This window comes from Pseudomonas sivasensis (genome assembly GCF_013778505.1).
GTDB classification, from domain to species: domain Bacteria; phylum Pseudomonadota; class Gammaproteobacteria; order Pseudomonadales; family Pseudomonadaceae; genus Aquipseudomonas; species Aquipseudomonas sivasensis.
This window is the reverse complement of the sequence record NZ_JAAOWU010000010.1, coordinates 67,492-85,344: the sequence shown is the minus strand read 5'-3', so window position 1 is coordinate 85,344 and position 17,853 is coordinate 67,492. Positions and strand designations below refer to the sequence as shown.

General features: G+C 60.5%; 11 protein-coding genes. All 11 read left to right on the top strand.

All coding sequences use genetic code 11. From position 1 onward, the window contains the following. The first annotated feature begins 125 nt into the window (after nucleotides 1-125). The 11 genes from aroB (at nucleotide 126) to gspG (ending at nucleotide 17,850) form a co-directional block, all read left to right on the top strand. On the top strand, nucleotides 126-1,226 hold the full coding sequence (aroB, locus tag G9Q84_RS17625; RefSeq protein ID WP_122682122.1) for a 3-dehydroquinate synthase: 1,101 nt from the start codon (nucleotides 126-128) through the stop codon (nucleotides 1,224-1,226). A gap of 10 nt (nucleotides 1,227-1,236) precedes the next feature. Next, the gene (locus G9Q84_RS17620) at nucleotides 1,237-2,799 is read left to right on the top strand and encodes an SPOR domain-containing protein (RefSeq protein WP_095186123.1); all 1,563 of its coding nucleotides are present in this window, start codon (nucleotides 1,237-1,239) and stop codon (nucleotides 2,797-2,799) included. A gap of 353 nt (nucleotides 2,800-3,152) precedes the next feature. After that, entirely contained in the window at nucleotides 3,153-7,598 is a 4,446-nt protein-coding gene (gene gltB / locus G9Q84_RS17615) for a glutamate synthase large subunit (RefSeq protein WP_122753833.1), read from the top strand. Between the two features lie 32 nt (nucleotides 7,599-7,630). Next, on the top strand, nucleotides 7,631-9,049 hold the full coding sequence (locus G9Q84_RS17610) for an FAD-dependent oxidoreductase (RefSeq protein WP_099602017.1): 1,419 nt from the start codon (nucleotides 7,631-7,633) through the stop codon (nucleotides 9,047-9,049). Between the two features lie 240 nt (nucleotides 9,050-9,289). After that, entirely contained in the window at nucleotides 9,290-10,357 is a 1,068-nt protein-coding gene (gene hemE, locus G9Q84_RS17605) for a uroporphyrinogen decarboxylase (protein WP_032890274.1), read from the top strand. 325 nt (nucleotides 10,358-10,682) lie between these two features. Next, entirely contained in the window at nucleotides 10,683-12,143 is a 1,461-nt protein-coding gene (gene gbpA / locus G9Q84_RS17600) for an N-acetylglucosamine-binding protein GbpA (protein ID WP_050442869.1), read from the top strand. Between the two features lie 196 nt (nucleotides 12,144-12,339). Beyond that, nucleotides 12,340-12,855, top strand: coding sequence for a type II secretion system protein N (locus tag G9Q84_RS17595; RefSeq protein ID WP_181643785.1), 516 nt, complete (start codon nucleotides 12,340-12,342; stop codon nucleotides 12,853-12,855). Then, nucleotides 12,852-14,753 carry a type II secretion system secretin GspD gene (gspD, locus tag G9Q84_RS17590; RefSeq protein ID WP_181643784.1) on the top strand — a complete coding sequence of 634 codons (1,902 nt, stop codon included), beginning with the start codon at nucleotides 12,852-12,854 and terminating at the stop codon, nucleotides 14,751-14,753. Before G9Q84_RS17595 ends, gspD begins: the two co-directional genes overlap by 4 nt. Continuing rightward, on the top strand, nucleotides 14,750-16,198 hold the full coding sequence (gene gspE / locus G9Q84_RS17585; protein ID WP_181643783.1) for a type II secretion system ATPase GspE: 1,449 nt from the start codon (nucleotides 14,750-14,752) through the stop codon (nucleotides 16,196-16,198). The genes gspD and gspE overlap by 4 nt, the downstream gene beginning before the upstream one ends. A 2-nt stretch (nucleotides 16,199-16,200) precedes the next feature. Then, nucleotides 16,201-17,406 carry a type II secretion system inner membrane protein GspF gene (gspF, locus tag G9Q84_RS17580; protein WP_181643782.1) on the top strand — a complete coding sequence of 402 codons (1,206 nt, stop codon included), beginning with the start codon at nucleotides 16,201-16,203 and terminating at the stop codon, nucleotides 17,404-17,406. Further along, nucleotides 17,407-17,850 (top strand): type II secretion system major pseudopilin GspG, encoded by a 444-nt coding sequence (gene gspG / locus G9Q84_RS17575; RefSeq protein WP_181643781.1) that lies wholly within the window; start codon nucleotides 17,407-17,409, stop codon nucleotides 17,848-17,850. Nucleotides 17,851-17,853: the final 3 nt, after the last annotated feature.

The window sequence follows — 17,853 nt, the reverse complement described above, 5'->3', positions numbered from 1 at the left end:
AGCCAGGCCCGAAATGCGCTATTCTCGGCGGCGCGCTATCACCCTGCAGGGTGTGGCGTAGAGCCATCAGGCGACGTCGGGTCTCGACGTTGCCGGTCGTCAACACATCTTCAACGCGGGGACACATGCAGACACTTAAGGTCGATCTAGGCGAGCGCAGCTACCCGATCCATATTGGCGAAGGTCTGTTGGACCAGCCCGAGTTGCTCGCACCGCATATTGCCGGGCGGCAAGTGGCGATCATCTCCAACGAAACGGTCGCGCCGCTGTATCTTGAGCGTCTGAGCCGCAGCCTGGCGGCGTACTCAGTGATTTCCGTGATTTTGCCCGACGGCGAAGCCCACAAGAACTGGGAAACCCTGCAACTGATCTTTGATGGCCTGCTGACCGCGCGCCATGACCGTCGCACCACCGTGATTGCCTTGGGCGGCGGTGTGATCGGCGACATGGCCGGCTTTGCGGCGGCCTGCTACCAGCGTGGCGTGGACTTTATTCAGGTGCCGACCACCCTGCTGTCCCAGGTCGATTCGTCGGTGGGCGGCAAGACAGGTATCAACCATCCGCTTGGCAAAAACATGGTAGGCGCGTTTTATCAGCCCCAAGCCGTGCTGATCGATACCGCGACCCTCAACACCCTGCCACCACGCGAGCTGTCGGCGGGCCTGGCGGAAGTCATCAAGTACGGGCTGATTTGCGACGAGCCGTTCCTGACCTGGCTGGAAGAACACGTGGACGCCTTGCGCGGCCTCGACCAGGTGGCGCTCACCGAAGCGATTTCCCGCTCCTGTGCCGCGAAGGCGCTGGTGGTGAATGCCGACGAACGGGAATCCGGTGTACGGGCCACTTTGAACCTCGGCCACACCTTCGGCCATGCGATCGAAACGCACATGGGCTATGGTGTGTGGTTGCACGGGGAGGCTGTAGCGGCTGGCACGGTGATGGCACTTGAGATGTCGCAACGCCTGGGTTGGATCAGCGCCCAGGAGCGTGATCGCGGTATCCGCCTGTTCCAGCGCGCCGGTTTGCCGGTCATTCCGCCTGAGGAGATGACCGAGGCCGACTTTCTCGAACACATGGCGATAGATAAGAAAGTGATCGACGGTCGACTACGACTGGTGCTGCTGCGCCGCATGGGCGAAGCGTTAGTGACCGACGATTATCCGAAAGAGATTTTACAGGCCACGCTGGGAGCGGATTACCGCGCCCTGGCCCAGCTTAAAGGTTAATAAGATCCCGATGACTAGTTTGCATGCCGACGAGGCGTTCCTCGGCCATTACCAGTTAAGCCACGACCCTTTTGCTCCACGGGTGCCTGGTTTCAAATTTTTCCCGGCCCAGCGCAAGCCGGTGCTCGGGCAGCTGCACCACTTGGCGCGCTACAGCCAGCTACTGCTGGTCGTGACCGGTCCGTTGGGCAGCGGCAAGACCTTGCTGCGCCAGGCCCTGGTTGCCAGCACCAACAAACAATCGGTACAGAGCGTGGTGGTGTCTGCCCGTGGTGCCGGTGATGCGGCCGGCGTGCTGCGCCAGGTTGCCCAGGCCCTGGACGTATCCACTGCTGAGCCGAGCGCGATTCTCAAACAAATCGTGCAACTTGGCCTGACCGGCCAGGAAGTCTACCTGCTGGTGGATGACGCCGAGCAGCTCGACGAATCCGCACTGGAAGCGCTGTTGGCGCTGGCGGCGGGTACGCCGGAAGGTCGTCCCCATGTGTTCCTGTTCGGTGAGTCGTCGCTGATCGCCGATCTGGAGCAGATCAGTGGTGATCAGGAGCTGTTCCACGTCATCGAACTGCAGCCGTACGAAGAGGAAGAAACCCGTGAATACCTGGCTCAACGCCTCGAAGGCGCCGGGGCCGGTATCGAACTTTTCACGGCAAATCAGATCTCTGATATTCACGAAAGCTCCGACGGCTGGCCTGGCACCATCAACCAGGTTGCCCGCGATGCAATGATCGAAGCCATGATTGCCAGCCGCTCTGCGGTCAAGCGTCCAAAGATGGGGTTCACTATGCCTAAGAAGCACGTACTGGCGATTTCTGCCGTTGTCGTGGTCGCTGTTGCCGCCGCCTGGTTGATCCCGGGTCGCAACAAGGCGCCGACCACCGCCAGCGCGCCAACCGAACAGGCGCAGTTGCCACTGGGTAAACCCACGCCGAATGTCGAGTTCGCCAATTCCGGCCAACCGACCAACCTGCCAATGGTTGGTCAGCCTGTGATGCGCGGCCCACTCGCCGAAGAAGCCGGTGGCATCTCCGAAGGCGACGACGGCGTGCCCGTAGAGGGCTCCAGCGCTACACCGCCGACCGTGACTACCACCGCGCCACCTGCGGGTGTGCCAGCGGGTCAGCCGGCCGCCAAGCCAGCCGCAGTGCCGACGCCAGCGCCAACTATCGCGACTGCCAAGCCTGCACCTGTCACCAAGCCCGTAGCGCCTGCTCCAGCAGCCAAACCCGCGCCGGTGACCAAGCCTGCGGAAAAACCTGCCACTGTCGCCAAAGCAGGCGCCGCCGGCAGCAGCTGGTACGCCAGCCAGCCGACCGGTAACTTCGTGGTGCAGATCCTCGGCACCAGCTCCGAAGCCAACGCTCAGGCCTTCGTGAAAGAGCAGGGCGGCGAGTACCGTTATTTCAAGAAAGTGCTCAACGGCAAGCCTCTTTACGTGATCACCTACGGCAACTTCTCCAGCCGTGCAGCAGCTGATTCTGCGATCAAATCCTTGCCAGCGAAGGTTCAGGCTGGTAAACCTTGGCCTCGCACTGTTGCCAGCGTTCAACAAGAACTGGCAGCAACTCGCTGAAGATCCGGCGGCTTTACCCAAGCCGCCCTCCCGGCACCTCAAAAAAATCCTCAAGTGCGTGCAGCTTCCCAGAAGCCGCGCGCTTTGTGGTGTCTGCGTCACAGTAGCTTTTGAGTCGTAGCGGTCAGAATTAAAAAAGTTTTGACTAGCACAGCATATCGCTTTAAACCTTTCATAAATGCGACATAGATTTGCGACATTTCGTCGCTAAATTTGTGAGCGTCTGTGTCGGTGTGTACAATGACCTCCCTTTTGCCCCCGCTAAGCCGGCGTACGTTCGGCGTGGAAGGTAACCGGTTGAATTGAAAAGAAATTTGCCTCGGTATAAGAGGCAGCCTGGTGAGAAAGTGTCTATGAAAGCAGGTCTGTACCAACCCGATGAATTCAAGGATAACTGCGGTTTCGGCCTGATAGCCCATATGCAGGGCGAGCCCAGTCATACCCTTTTGCAAACGGCCATCGAGGCCCTGACCTGCATGACCCACCGCGGTGGGATCAACGCCGACGGCAAGACCGGTGACGGTTGTGGCTTGCTGATTCAAAAGCCCGACCAATTCCTGCGCGCGGTCGCCAAAGAGCATTTCGCTGTCGACCTGCCCAAGCAGTACGCCGTGGGCATGGTGTTTTTCAACCAGGACCCGGTCAAAGCCGAAGCCGCTCGCGAGAACATGAACCGCGAGATCGTCGCTGCCGGCCTGCAACTGGTCGGCTGGCGCAAAGTGCCAATCGACACCAGCGTGCTCGGCCGCCTGGCCCTGGAGCGCCTGCCGCAGATCGAACAAGTGTTCATCGCCGGTGACGGCCTGAGCGACCAGGACATGGCAATCAAGCTGTTCACGTCCCGTCGTCGCTCGTCCGTGGCCAACGCCGCCGATGCCGACCACTACATCTGCAGCTTTTCCCACAAGACCATCATCTATAAAGGCCTGATGATGCCGGCGGACTTGACCGCCTTCTATCCAGACCTGAGCGATGAGCGCCTGCAAACCGCGATCTGCGTGTTCCACCAGCGCTTCTCCACCAACACCCTGCCGAAATGGCCGCTGGCCCAGCCATTCCGCTTCCTCGCCCATAACGGCGAGATCAACACCATCACCGGCAACCGCAACTGGGCCGTGGCCCGTCGCACCAAGTTCGCCAACGATCTGATGGACCTGGAAGAGCTCGGCCCGCTGGTTAACCGCGTCGGTTCCGACTCCTCCAGCATGGACAACATGCTCGAACTGATGGTCACCGGCGGCATCGACCTGTTCCGCGGCGTGCGCATGATCATTCCGCCTGCGTGGCAGAACGTCGAGACCATGGACCCGGACCTGCGTGCATTCTACGAGTACAACTCGATGCACATGGAACCGTGGGACGGCCCGGCTGGCGTGGTCATGACCGACGGCCGCTATGCGGTGTGCCTGCTCGACCGTAACGGTCTGCGCCCGGCGCGCTGGGTCACCACCACCAACGGTTTCATCACCCTCGCGTCGGAAATCGGCGTGTGGAACTACAAGCCTGAAGACGTCATCGCCAAAGGTCGCGTTGGCCCTGGCCAGATCCTGGCCGTGGACACCGAAACCGGGCAGATCCTCGACACCGACGCCATCGACAACCGCTTGAAGTCCCGTCACCCGTACAAGCAATGGCTGCGCAAGAACGCCCTGCGCATCCAGGCGACCATGGAAGACAACGACCACGGTTCGGCTTTCTATGACGTTGACCAGCTCAAGCAGTACATGAAGATGTACCAGGTCACGTTCGAGGAGCGCGACCAAGTGCTGCGTCCGCTCGGCGAGCAAGGTTACGAGGCCGTCGGCTCCATGGGCGACGACACGCCGATGGCTGTGCTGTCCCAGCGCGTGCGCACGCCGTACGACTATTTCCGCCAGCAGTTCGCCCAGGTGACCAACCCACCGATCGACCCGCTGCGCGAAGCCATCGTGATGTCCCTGGAAGTGTGCCTCGGTGCCGAGCGCAACATCTTCCAGGAATCGCCTGAGCACGCTTCCCGCGTGATCCTCAGCTCGCCGGTTATTTCCCCGGCCAAGTGGCGTTCGTTGATGACCCTGGAGCGTCCAGGTTTCGACCGCCAGATCATTGACCTGAACTACGACGAGAGCCTCGGCCTTGAAGCCGCTGTGCGCAACGTCGCCGACCAGGCCGAAGAAGCTGTGCGCGCCGGTCGTACCCAGATCGTGCTGACCGACCGCCATATTGCCCCAGGCAAGCTGCCGATCCACGCTTCGCTCGCCACCGGCGCGGTGCACCACCGCCTGACCGAAAAAGGCCTGCGCTGCGACTCCAACATCCTTGTCGAAACCGCCACCGCCCGCGACCCGCATCATTTCGCGGTGTTGATCGGCTTCGGCGCCTCGGCGGTGTACCCGTTCCTCGCGTACGAAGTGCTGGGCGACCTGATCCGTACCGGTGAAGTGCTGGGCGACCTCTATGAGGTGTTCAAGAACTACCGTAAAGGCATCACCAAAGGCCTGTTGAAGATCCTGTCCAAGATGGGCATCTCCACCGTCACGTCTTATCGCGGTGCTCAATTGTTCGAAGCCATCGGCCTGTCCGAAGAAGTCTGCGACCTGAGCTTCCGTGGTGTGCCGAGCCGTATCAAAGGCGCGCGTTTCGTCGACATCGAAGCCGAACAGAAAGCCCTGGCCGCCGAAGCCTGGAGCGCGCGCAAGCCGATCCAGCAAGGCGGCCTGCTCAAGTTCGTGCACGGTGGCGAATACCACGCGTACAACCCGGACGTGGTGAGCACTCTGCAAGCCGCCGTGCAGCAGGGCGACTACGCCAAGTTCAAGGAATACACCTCGCTGGTGGATAACCGCCCGGTGTCCATGATCCGCGACCTGTTCAAGGTGAAGACCTTGGACACGCCGATGAACATCAGCGAAGTTGAGCCGCTGGAATCGATCCTCAAGCGCTTCGACTCCGCCGGTATTTCCCTCGGCGCTCTGTCGCCAGAGGCCCACGAAGCCCTGGCCGAAGCCATGAACCGCCTGGGTGCGCGTTCCAACTCCGGTGAAGGCGGTGAAGACCCGGCGCGCTACGGCACCATCAAGAGCTCGAAAATCAAGCAGGTTGCCACTGGCCGTTTCGGCGTGACCCCGGAATACCTGGTCAATGCCGAAGTGCTGCAGATCAAGGTTGCCCAGGGCGCCAAGCCCGGTGAAGGCGGCCAGCTGCCAGGCGGCAAGGTCAACGGCCTGATCGCCAAGCTGCGTTATGCAGTGCCTGGCGTGACCCTGATTTCGCCACCGCCGCACCACGACATCTACTCGATTGAAGACTTGTCGCAGCTGATTTTCGACCTGAAACAAGTCAATCCGCAGGCGCTGGTCTCGGTGAAACTGGTAGCGGAAGCGGGCGTGGGCACCATTGCCGCCGGTGTGGCCAAGGCCTATGCCGACCTGATCACCATCTCCGGCTACGACGGCGGTACCGGTGCATCCCCGCTGACCTCCATCAAGTACGCCGGCGCACCTTGGGAACTCGGCCTGGCCGAAACTCACCAGACCCTGCGCGGCAACGACCTGCGCGGCAAGGTCCGTGTGCAGACTGACGGCGGCCTGAAAACCGGCCTCGACGTGATCAAGGCCGCGATCCTCGGCGCCGAGAGTTTCGGTTTCGGCACCGCGCCGATGATCGCCCTGGGCTGCAAATACCTGCGCATCTGCCACCTGAACAACTGCGCCACCGGCGTCGCCACTCAGAACGAGAAGCTGCGCAAGGATCACTACATCGGCACCGTCGACATGGTGGTGAACTTCTTCACCTACGTCGCCGAAGAAACCCGTGAGTGGCTGGCCAAGCTGGGCGTGCGTTCGCTGGAAGAGCTGATCGGTCGCACCGATCTGCTGGACATCCTCGAAGGCCAGACCGCCAAGCAACAGCACCTGGACCTGACGCCGTTGTTGGGGAGCGATCACATCCCGGCAGACAAGCCACAATTTTGCCAGGTGGATCGCAACCCGCCGTTCGACAAAGGCCTGTTGGCCGAGAAGATGGTCGAAATGGCCGGTTCCTCGATCAATGACGCCAGTGGTGGCGAATTCGCCCTGGATATCTGCAACTGCGACCGTTCCATCGGCGCACGCATCTCCGGCGAAATCGCACGCAAGCATGGCAACCAAGGGATGGCGAAAGCGCCAATCACCTTCCGCTTCAAGGGTACCGCTGGCCAGAGCTTTGGCGTGTGGAACGCCGGCGGCCTGCACATGTACCTGGAAGGCGACGCCAACGACTACGTGGGCAAGGGCATGACCGGCGGCAAGCTGGTGATCGTTCCGCCTAAAGGCAGCGTCTACAAGAGCCAGGAGAGTGCCATCATCGGTAACACCTGCCTGTACGGCGCTACCGGTGGCAAGCTGTTCGCCGCGGGTACCGCCGGTGAGCGTTTCGCCGTGCGTAACTCCGGTGCCCACACCGTGGTGGAAGGCACTGGCGATCACTGCTGCGAGTACATGACCGGGGGCTTTGTCGCGGTACTGGGCAAGACCGGTTACAACTTCGGTTCGGGCATGACTGGCGGTTTCGCCTACGTGCTCGACCAGGACAACACCTTCGTCGACAAGGTCAACCACGAGTTGGTCGAGATCCAGCGGATCAGCGGCGAAGCCATGGAATCCTACCGGAACCACTTGCAGCACGTGCTGGACGAGTACGTCGAGGAGACCGGCAGCGAATGGGGCCGTAACCTCGCCGAGAACCTCGATGATTACCTGCGTCGTTTCTGGCTGGTCAAGCCCAAGGCTGCCAACCTGAAATCGTTGCTTTCCAGCATCCGTGCCAACCCGCAGTGATATGCGCCTGAAGAGTTTGATGAGGTTTTAACATGGCTGAACGTCTGAATAACGACTTCCAGTTCATCGATGTCGGGCGCAAAGATCCGAAGAAGAAACTGTTGCGTCAACGCAAGAAAGAGTTCGTGGAAATCTACGAACCCTTCAAACCCCAGCACTCGGCCGACCAGGCCCATCGCTGCCTGGGGTGCGGTAACCCGTATTGCGAATGGAAGTGCCCGGTGCACAACTTCATTCCCAACTGGCTGAAATTGGTGGCCGAGGGCAACATCCTCGCCGCCGCCGAGCTGTCGCACCAGACCAACACCCTGCCGGAAGTCTGCGGCCGGGTGTGCCCGCAGGACCGTCTGTGTGAGGGTGCCTGCACCCTGAACGACGGCTTCGGTGCGGTGACCATCGGTTCGGTGGAGAAGTACATCACTGACACCGCGTTCGCCATGGGCTGGCGCCCGGACATGTCCAAGGTCAAGCCGACCGGCAAGCGCGTGGCGATCATCGGTGCGGGCCCGGCGGGCCTTGGCTGTGCCGACGTGCTGGTGCGTGGCGGCGTGACCCCGGTGGTGTTCGACAAGAACCCGGAAATCGGTGGCCTGCTGACCTTCGGTATCCCCGAGTTCAAGCTGGAAAAAACCGTACTGAGCCACCGTCGTGAAGTGTTCACCGGCATGGGTATCGAGTTCCGCCTCAATACCGAAATCGGCAAAGACATCACCATGGAGCAACTGCTCGCCGAATACGATGCCGTGTTCATGGGCATGGGTACTTACACCTACATGAAGGGCGGCTTTGCCGGTGAGGATCTGCCTGGCGTGTATGACGCGCTCGACTTCCTGATCGCAAACGTCAACCGCAACCTGGGCTTTGAAAAGTCGCCGGAAGATTTCGTCGACATGAAAGGCAAGAAGGTCGTGGTACTCGGCGGTGGCGACACCGCGATGGACTGCAACCGTACCTCGATTCGTCAGGGCGCCAAGTCGGTGACCTGCGCGTATCGCCGTGACGAAGCCAACATGCCGGGTTCGCGCAAAGAGGTGAAGAACGCTAAGGAAGAAGGCGTGAAATTCCTCTATAACCGTCAGCCGATTGCGATCGTCGGTGAAGACCGTGTCGAAGGTGTGAAGGTGGTCGAGACCCGTCTCGGCGAACCGGACGCCCGTGGCCGTCGCAGCCCCGAGCCGATCCCGGGTTCCGAAGAGATCATCCCGGCCGACGCCGTGGTCATCGCCTTCGGTTTCCGCCCAAGCCCGGCGCCGTGGTTCGAGCAGTTCGAGATCCAAACCGACAGCCAGGGCCGTGTGGTAGCCCCGGAACAAGGCCAGTACAAGCACCAGACCAGCAACCCGAAAATCTTTGCCGGTGGCGACATGGTACGCGGGTCTGACCTGGTGGTGACCGCGATCTTCGAAGGCCGCAATGCCGCCGAAGGGATCCTGGACTACCTGAACGTCTAACCCATTTCAGGCTGAAGTGCGGTCAAAAATGTGGGAGGGGGCTTGCCCCCGATAGCGGTGGTTCAGTGACAGATACTGAGACTGACACACCGCTATCGGGTGCAAGCCCCCTCCCACATTGGTTTTGCAGCGCTTCCATGTCCGCGACAAATTGACCCGATAGACAAAAGGCACCGCTCTTGCCGTGCCTTTTGCGTCGCGCTCTGAGAAAATGCCCGCACTTTTTTTGCGGATGCCGACATGACTGCCCTCAAGAACGACCGTTTCCTTCGTGCCCTGCTCAAGCAACCCGTGGACGTCACCCCTGTGTGGATGATGCGTCAAGCCGGTCGCTACCTGCCGGAATACCGCGCCAGTCGCGCCCACGCCGGCGATTTCATGAGCCTGTGCATGAACCCGGAGTTCGCCTGCGAAGTCACCCTGCAGCCGCTGGACCGCTACCCTCAACTGGACGCGGCCATCCTCTTTTCCGACATCCTCACCATCCCTGATGCAATGGGCCAAGGCCTGTACTTCGAGACCGGCGAAGGCCCGCGTTTCAAGAAAGTCGTCAGCACCCTGGCCGATATCGAAGCCTTGCCGATCCCTGATCCGCACAAAGACCTCGGCTACGTGATGGACGCCGTCAGCACTATCCGCCGCGAGCTGAACGGCCGTGTGCCACTGATCGGCTTCTCGGGCAGCCCTTGGACCCTGGCCACCTACATGGTCGAAGGCGGCTCGTCGAAAGACTTCCGCAAGACCAAGGCGATGCTCTACGACAACCCTCAAGCCATGCACCTGCTGCTGGACAAGCTGGCCCAGTCGGTCACGTCTTACCTCAACGGCCAGATTATGGCCGGTGCGCAAGCGGTACAGATTTTCGATACCTGGGGCGGCAACCTGTCGGCGGCGGCGTACCAGGAGTTCTCCCTGGCCTACATGCGCAAGATCGTCAGCGGCCTGATACGTGAGCACGAGGGCCGCAAAGTGCCGGTCATCATGTTCACCAAGGGCGGTGGCCTGTGGCTGGAAAGCATCGCCGACGCCGGCGCTGATGCATTAGGCCTGGACTGGACGTGCGACCTCGGTGAAGCCCGCCAGCGCGTGGGCAACCGCGTCGCGCTGCAAGGCAACATGGACCCGACCGTGCTGTACGCCAAGCCGGAAGCGATCCGCGCCGAAGTCGGCCGCATCCTGGCCAGCTATGGCAAGGGTACCGGGCACGTGTTTAACCTGGGTCATGGCATTACGCCGGAAGTGAACCCGGAACACGCTGGCGCTTTCCTGCAAGCGGTGCATGAGTTGTCCGCGCAATATCACGTGTAGTTTCCCTGTTTTACTTCATCACCTTCTTCCAATTAAGAGGGTGATGTTGTCGCTAACAACCTGAATGAACTGTGAATGGCTAGGCGGATTTTTTATCGCTTGGCCATAGTGCGTTTAAATCTTTTGTTATGTAGGAGTGTTCCTACTTAAATGTGGTGCTTTTCCTTTTTGGGAAATTTCAATTAGTACTATTCAACTATTCCTACATTAATTAATTTCTATATCCGTAGAATTCGGCCCCGCTCGTAGTACAAAAACCTTGAAAAACGTATTCCATATTTTCGGATGTGGGTTTTATTGTCTGGTTAAGTAGGGCTCGAATTTAATGATTAAAAAGGACCTGTCGCGCTGGGGCGGTGTTTCTTCGCTAGCGTTGTTAAGTGCATTGTTGATACCTGCTCAGAGTGCACAGGCTCATGGTTATCTGAATGATCCACCTTCACGCGCCTTCCAGTGCCAGAAAGGCCTGAACAAGGACTGCGGCGGTGCACAATACGAGCCGCAAAGTGTCGGTGAAACCTTCAAGGGGTTTCCGGCCGGTGTCGGGGGCGCGCCGTTGCAGGGGCCGGTCGACGGTAAGATCGCCAGCGGCGGTATTGGCCTGTTCTCGGCCATGGACGCCCAATCCGCGAACCGTTGGCACCAGACCGAAATCAAGGACAGAAACATCAATTTCGACTGGACATACACTGCGGCACACCCAGCCACCAAACATGAGTATTTCATTACCCGCAATGGCTGGAACCCGAACGAGCCGCTTAAGCGCGCCTCGTTCGAAGGCACGCCATTCTGTGTCGTGGACGGTGGGAACGTCCTGCCGGTCAGCGGCGACAAGCATGCCTGTGTGATCCCTCAGGATAAGAACGGTCCGCATGTGATCCTGGGCATCTGGACCGTCGGTGACACCGACGCGGCGTTCTACAACGTGGTCGATGTCAATATCCTTGCCGAACCCGAGTTGCCGGGCGGTTGGAGTGCCGTGGGCAGTATCACGCCATCGGCGACCTTGCTGGTGGGTGACAAGGTCAAGGCACGCGCATTCACCGCCACCGGTGAAAGCGCGGCCTATTCGGTAGAAGTCACTATCGACAATGCTGAGGAAGGCCAACCGCAGAACTGGGCGTTCAAGCTGGCGGAAAGCATCAACCAGTCCCAGACCCTGATTCAAGCGGGTATTCGCGACGAGCAGGGCGTTATTGCGCCGGTCAAAGGCAATAACAACCTGTTTGCTCAGAAAGACAGCGGTGTGATTCGTTATGAACTGACGCTGGACGTCAGGGAGGATACCCAAGCGCGAATGGCTTTGTCGGCGATCGCTCCCGAGTACGTGCTGGACAAGGGGCGCGCCAAGGTGCGTTTGGCCATGATTGCCAACCGCGACATGAATGTCGAAGCCACCCTGTTCAACGCCAGCAACAAGCCGGTGGGCACCATCAAGACCCTCGCCCAGGGCGACAGTACCTGGCTGGAAATGGATGTGCGTAGTGAGCCTGGCACCCATCACCTGACTCTGTTGGGAACCACTGTGGATGGCCGTACAACGCGCCAGGACACCCAACCGGTCAACCTGACGGGTGAAGGCGGGGCGAAGGACTATCACTTTGTGTTCCCTCAAGGCCTGGCAAGTTACGAGGCGGGCACCCGTGTATTGCATACGCAAACCGGCGAAGTTTATGAGTGCAAACCGTTCCCTGCCTCGGGTTACTGCAAACAATACCTTCCAACGGCTAACGGCTTTGAACCAGGTGTAGGTCACCACTGGCAGACAGCCTGGGATCAACTCTGACCCTGTAGCGTTATAAGCCCAGGCGAGTTTATTCAAACTCGCCTGGGTATTTTTCTTATGAGTACTTTTATTTGAATGTATCGCTTTAGTTGCGTCTGGGCGTTATTCGTCTGGCCAATCTATTGCTGGCGCTGTTGCCTGGCGTCATTTGTTTTCAGGATTCGATTTTCACTAAGGCGCTACCAATGAGGGCGTTATGAGGCCGGCTGTATTGCGGGCGCTGTTTCTGATGGTGCCCTTTGGCTATGGCGTGACGCTGGCCTGGCAAGAGTGGCAGTTTCGCCAGGCGCAGACCCAGTCTGTGCAAACGTTGCCTGCGCCAGAAACCGCTGCAGCACCAGACGCCGTGCTCAACACCTTGGCAGTGGCGACGGTGTTTGGACTGAGCGCCCAAGGCCGCGTTATGAACAGCGCAGAACCGCTGACGCTGTTGGCCACTGTGGTCGCCAACGGTAGCGACTCACGCGCCTTGCTGGCCAGTCCCGACGGGGCGCGGTTCTATCGCACGGGGGAGCGATTGCCCGGAGGCAGTCTGCTACGTCGTGTCGAGGCGGCCCACGTGGTGTTGTGGCGCCAGGGCCGTGAGGAATTGTTAAGCCTGCATGCCGCCAGCGGGCGCTTTCTACCGACTGCTCAGGCGCACGGTCAGGCGTCCCCAGCCGTGCATTTGCGGCCTACGGTCGAGCAACCCAGGAGTAATTCAGGTCCATGAACTGTTCCATTGCCCGGCGTACCGGTGTACGTGTTTTTGGGGCGCTCATGCTGGGTGTGATGCTGTATACCGGGCACTCAACGGGCGCAGAACCGCGTTGGCAGTTGGCGATGAACAACGCCGAGCTGCGTGATGTGGTCGAGGAAATGTCGACGATCCTCGACACGACCGTGATCCTCGATCCGAAGATCCAAGGGCGCATTACCGTGGTCTCCCGTCAGGCGTTGGATCGCGAGGGTGTGCGGCGGCTTTTCTACAGCGTCCTCGACGCCCATGACTTCAGCGTTATCGACCAGGGCGATCAGCTTCTGATTGTCCCTGCGACCCAGGCCAAGACCCAAGCCAGCAATGCAGATGAGCGCACCTCGGCTGAGCAACAGTTCGTCACTCAAGTCATCGCATTGGGGGCCAGCAGTGCGGCGGATCTGGCGGGGCTGGTGCGGCCATTGGTTTCAGCCAACGGCTACGTCGGCCCCTCGGTGTCCGCCAATGCCCTGGTGATTACTGATACCGCACGTAACGTGCGGCGCATTGGCGACGTCGTTCGGCAACTGGATTCCGGGGCGAAGAATGCCCATGAGCTGGTGGAGTTGCGCCACGGTGTGGCGGCGGACATCGCACGGCTGATGGAGGCGTCCATCGGCAAGCAGAATGCCGACAGTGCCATCCAGGTACTGGCCGATCCACGTAGCAACCGCTTGGTGATCGTCGGCACGGCGGCGGCGCGCCAGCGTCTGGTGCAACTTGCACATAGCCTGGATACCGTCACGCCCGCCCGCCTGGACAATGCCCGGGTCATCCGCCTGCGCTACAGCGATGCCAAGCAATTGGCCGAAGTATTGGACTCAATGGGCCAGGGCATGAAATCCCAACCGGGCATCGTGGCCCTTAAAGACGCGACGGCGGCCGCGCCATTTATGGTCAGGGCCGATGAAAGCCAGAATGCCTTGGTCGTAGTTGCCGAGGCGACGCAACTGGCGACCCTAGAAGGCATTGTGCGTGAACTGGATCAGCCGCGTGCCCAAGTGTTGATCCACGCCGCCATCGTGGAAGTCAGCGGCGACATCAGCGAGGCGCTCGGCGTGCAATGGGCGCTCAATAGCGGTAGCGGGCAAGGGATTATCAATTTTCCCGGTACCGGCATTCCGATTCTTGGCGCCCTCAAGTTCGATGATAAAACCGTTGTGCCGGAAGGCGCTCTGCTCAAACTGGGCGGCGACCGTTTTGGTGCGCTGGTGTCCGCTCTGGCCAGCAACACGCGCAGCAACCTGTTATCGACGCCAAGCCTGCTGACCCTGGATAACCAGGAAGCTGAAATCATCGTCGGCCAGAACGTACCGTTCAAGACCGGCTCCTACGCCACCAACAGCAGTGGTGCGGATAATCCCTTCACCACGGTGGAGCGCAAAGACGTCGGGATCAGCCTCAAGATTAAGCCGTATATCAACGAAGGTTCGACCCTGCGCCTGGAAGTGGCGCAAGAAGTCTCTGATATCGCCCCGGCGGTTGCCGGGGTTGATTCCTCGGACCTGATCACCAATAAGCGGGCCCTGAAAAGCACGATCCTGGCAGACGACGGCGAGATCATTGTGATCGGTGGCCTGATCAAGGACAGCGTGCGCACCCAGACCAGCGGCGTGCCGCTGCTGCGTGATATTCCGTATCTGGGCGCGTTGTTCCGCTGGAGCCGTGATACCCAGGTCAAGAGCAACCTGATGGTGTTCCTGCGCCCGACCATCGTGCGCAGCGGTCAGGATCTGTCCAGGATCAGCCAGGCGCGTTATCAAGACCTGCGCGATGAGCGCCAGCCGGGCTCTCAGCGTGACAGCGCGTTGCAATTGCCCGATGAAGCGGCGCGGTTGTTCGACCTGCGCCGACCTTCGCAGGTGGCTCAATGAAGCCCTTGCCCTTCGGGTTTGCCCGGCGTTTTGGCGTCGTGGTCGACGAAGGGCATCTGACCGTTCGGTTTGATACGCCATTGAGTGCAATTGCCGAAGCCCGCCGCCTGAGCGATCACGAATTGCCCCTGCGTGTGCTGGCCGACGAAGCCTTCGCCCTGGCATTGGCCAAGATTTACAGCGAGGGGCAAACGGCTGCCGAACACGTTGCCCAAGGATTGGATGATGAACTGGACCTGCTCAGCCTGGTGGACCAGGTTCCGCAGACCGCCGACCTGCTGGAGCAGCAAGGCGACGCGCCGATCATTCGGCTGATCAATGCATTGCTCAGTGAGGCGGTACGGGAAAAGGCCTCGGATGTTCACCTTGAAACCTTCGAGCACACGCTGGTTGTGCGCATGCGCGTCGATGGGCAACTGCGCGAAATGCTGCGGCCACGGCGTGAGCTGGCGACATTATTGGTATCGCGAATCAAGGTCATGGCTCGCCTGGACATTGCCGAAAAACGCGTTCCCCAGGATGGCCGTATAGCGCTGCGCCTCGCAGGTCACGAAGTGGATGTACGCGTCTCCACTTTGCCTTCGGCGCACGGCGAACGGGTGGTGCTGCGCCTGCTCGACAAACAGGCCGGGCGCCTGCAATTGGCCCGTCTGGGGATGGCGCCGACCACCCTCGGCCACTTACAGCAAGTGCTCGCCAAACCCCATGGGATTTTCCTGGTGACCGGGCCCACCGGTTCAGGCAAGACCACCAGCCTGTATGCCGCACTGGCCCATCTCAATGACCAGACGCGCAACATCCTCACGGTTGAGGACCCGATTGAATATCACCTGCCCGGCATCGGCCAGACACCGGTCAACCCCAAGGTCGAGATGACGTTTGCGCGAGGCCTGCGGGCGATTCTGCGCCAGGACCCGGATGTGGTGATGGTGGGTGAGATTCGTGACAGTGAAACCGCCGAGATTGCGGTTCAGGCCTCACTCACCGGGCATCTGGTGTTGTCGACGCTGCACACCAACAGTGCCATCGGCGCCGTCACTCGGCTGGTGGACATGGGGGTGGATGCGTACCTGTTGGCGTCGTCGTTGGTGGGCGTGCTGGCGCAGCGCTTGGTACGCGTGCTTTGCCCAGCCTGCAAGACCGGTGTGGTGGCGGACGCCGAGGTCTGTCGACGGTTGGGGCTGGACCCGTCCAAGGCGCCTCGCGTGTTTAAGTCCGTCGGCTGCGAACAATGCCGCCAGGGCTATTGCGGGCGTATTGGCCTCTATGAACTGGTCATGGTAACCCCGGCGTTGTCCGCACTGATTCATCAGGGGGCCAGTGAGCAGGCGTTGCTGGCTGAGGCACGCCGGGGCACGTGCAGCTTGTTCGAGGATGGCCGCCGCCGGGTGCTTGAAGGAGTGACCAGCGTCGATGAGCTGTTGCGGGTTATCCAGGAGGACTAGTGGTGCCGATTTATGACTATCGGGCACAGGACCGCCACGGTCGACCGTGCAAAGGTCGCCAGGAGGCCGACAGCCCGCGCCAGGCCAGGCAGTTGCTGCGTGACCGCGGGTTGCTGCCGAGCCAGGTGCACCTGGCGAGCACGCGATTTGGAGTGCCATGGTCGGGAGCGACGGGGTTGGCGGCCAGTGACTTGGCGTTGCTGACCTTGCAACTGTCGACCCTGGTTCAAGCCGGACTGCCGCTTGAGCAGGCACTGCAGGCGGTGGTTCAGCAAAGCCAGAAGCGTCGTGTCAGCAACCTGCTCTCCCAAGTACGCGACAGGGTGATGGAAGGGCAATCCCTGGCCTTGGCGCTTGGTGCTTATCCCCAGGCATTTCCTGACGTGTTTCGCGCCACCATCGCAGCGGGTGAGCGCTCCGGGCATTTGGGGCAAGTGCTTGAACAGTTGGCCACCTATACCGAAGCCCGCCAGGCGTCCCGACAAAAGATCCAATTGGCGTTGGTGTACCCGGCCCTGCTGATGTTCGCCTGCGTGGCCATCGTCGGTTTTCTGCTCGGTTATGTGGTGCCGGACGTGGTGAAGATCTTCGTCGACAGCGGCCAGCCACTGCCCTGGCTGACCCACGCCATGATTACCGTCAGCCATGTCTTGCGTGCTCAGGGTTTGGTGCTGGCGCTGATGGCAGTGGGCATTGGCGTGTTGCTGCGCTGGCGCTTGCGTCAACCGCACGGGCGCTGGCAGTGGCACAGCCTGGTGTTGCATATGCCGCTATTGGGGGGCGTGTTTCGTGAGATGGAGGCGGCGCGCTTCGCCAGCACCTTGGCGATCCTCGGCAAAAGTGCCGTACCTCTGGTGGACGCCCTGGAAATTGCCGCGGCGGTGATCGGCAATGTGACCATCCGCGCCCGTATGCATGACGTCGCGCGTTCGGTTCGCGAGGGCGGCACGCTGAGTCGTGGCCTTGAAGCCAGTGGAGATATACCCCCGTTGATGTTGCACATGATCGCCAGCGGCGAACGCGCCGGTGAACTCGACAGGATGTTGGCGCGTGCCGCCGAGCAACAGGAAAAAAGCCTCGCCGCCCGCATCACGCTGGTGGTGAGTTTGTTCGAACCGGCAATGCTGGTGGTGATGGGCGGTGTGGTGCTGCTGATCGTCATGGCCATTCTCTTGCCGATTCTCAGCCTCAACCAACTGGTGAACTGAATGGTGAAAATGCCCAAGGGCCAACGTGGTTTTACCCTGATTGAAATCATGGTGGTGGTCGTGATCATTGGGGTGTTGGGAGCCATTGTGGTCCCGCAGTTCATGGGGCGACCGGACCAGGCTAAAGTGACCGCGGCCAAGACCGATGTTCAAGCGGTTGCGACGAGCCTGGAAATGTACCTCCTCGATAACGGCCACTACCCGTCAACTCTGCAAGGCCTTGAGGCCTTGAGCAAACGGCCGGCCGGCACCCCAACGCCGAGGAACTGGAACCCTCAGGGTTACCTGAAAAGTGTGCCAGTCGATCCATGGGGCACGCCTTATCAATATCTGAACCCTGGGGTGCGCGCTGCCAACGGTGGCTATGACCTTTACTCCCTCGGCGCCGATGGCGTAGCGGGGGGCGAAGGCCCTGCCGCAGACATTGGCAACTGGGGAGACTGAGCC

Excerpts from the sequence above, each read along its gene's own strand:
- G9Q84_RS17620 (WP_095186123.1), top strand. The coding sequence starts at position 1,237 with ATGACTAGTTTGCATGCCGACGAGGCGTTCCTCGGCCATTACCAGTTA.
- gspG (WP_181643781.1), top strand. The coding sequence starts at position 17,407 with ATGGTGAAAATGCCCAAGGGCCAACGTGGTTTTACCCTGATTGAAATC.
- gbpA (WP_050442869.1), top strand. The coding sequence starts at position 10,683 with ATGATTAAAAAGGACCTGTCGCGCTGGGGCGGTGTTTCTTCGCTAGCG.
- gspE (WP_181643783.1), top strand. The coding sequence starts at position 14,750 with ATGAAGCCCTTGCCCTTCGGGTTTGCCCGGCGTTTTGGCGTCGTGGTC.
- hemE (WP_032890274.1), top strand. The coding sequence starts at position 9,290 with ATGACTGCCCTCAAGAACGACCGTTTCCTTCGTGCCCTGCTCAAGCAA.
- aroB (WP_122682122.1), top strand. The coding sequence starts at position 126 with ATGCAGACACTTAAGGTCGATCTAGGCGAGCGCAGCTACCCGATCCAT.
- G9Q84_RS17610 (WP_099602017.1), top strand. The coding sequence starts at position 7,631 with ATGGCTGAACGTCTGAATAACGACTTCCAGTTCATCGATGTCGGGCGC.
- gspD (WP_181643784.1), top strand. The coding sequence starts at position 12,852 with ATGAACTGTTCCATTGCCCGGCGTACCGGTGTACGTGTTTTTGGGGCG.
- gltB (WP_122753833.1), top strand. The coding sequence starts at position 3,153 with ATGAAAGCAGGTCTGTACCAACCCGATGAATTCAAGGATAACTGCGGT.
- G9Q84_RS17595 (WP_181643785.1), top strand. The coding sequence starts at position 12,340 with ATGAGGCCGGCTGTATTGCGGGCGCTGTTTCTGATGGTGCCCTTTGGC.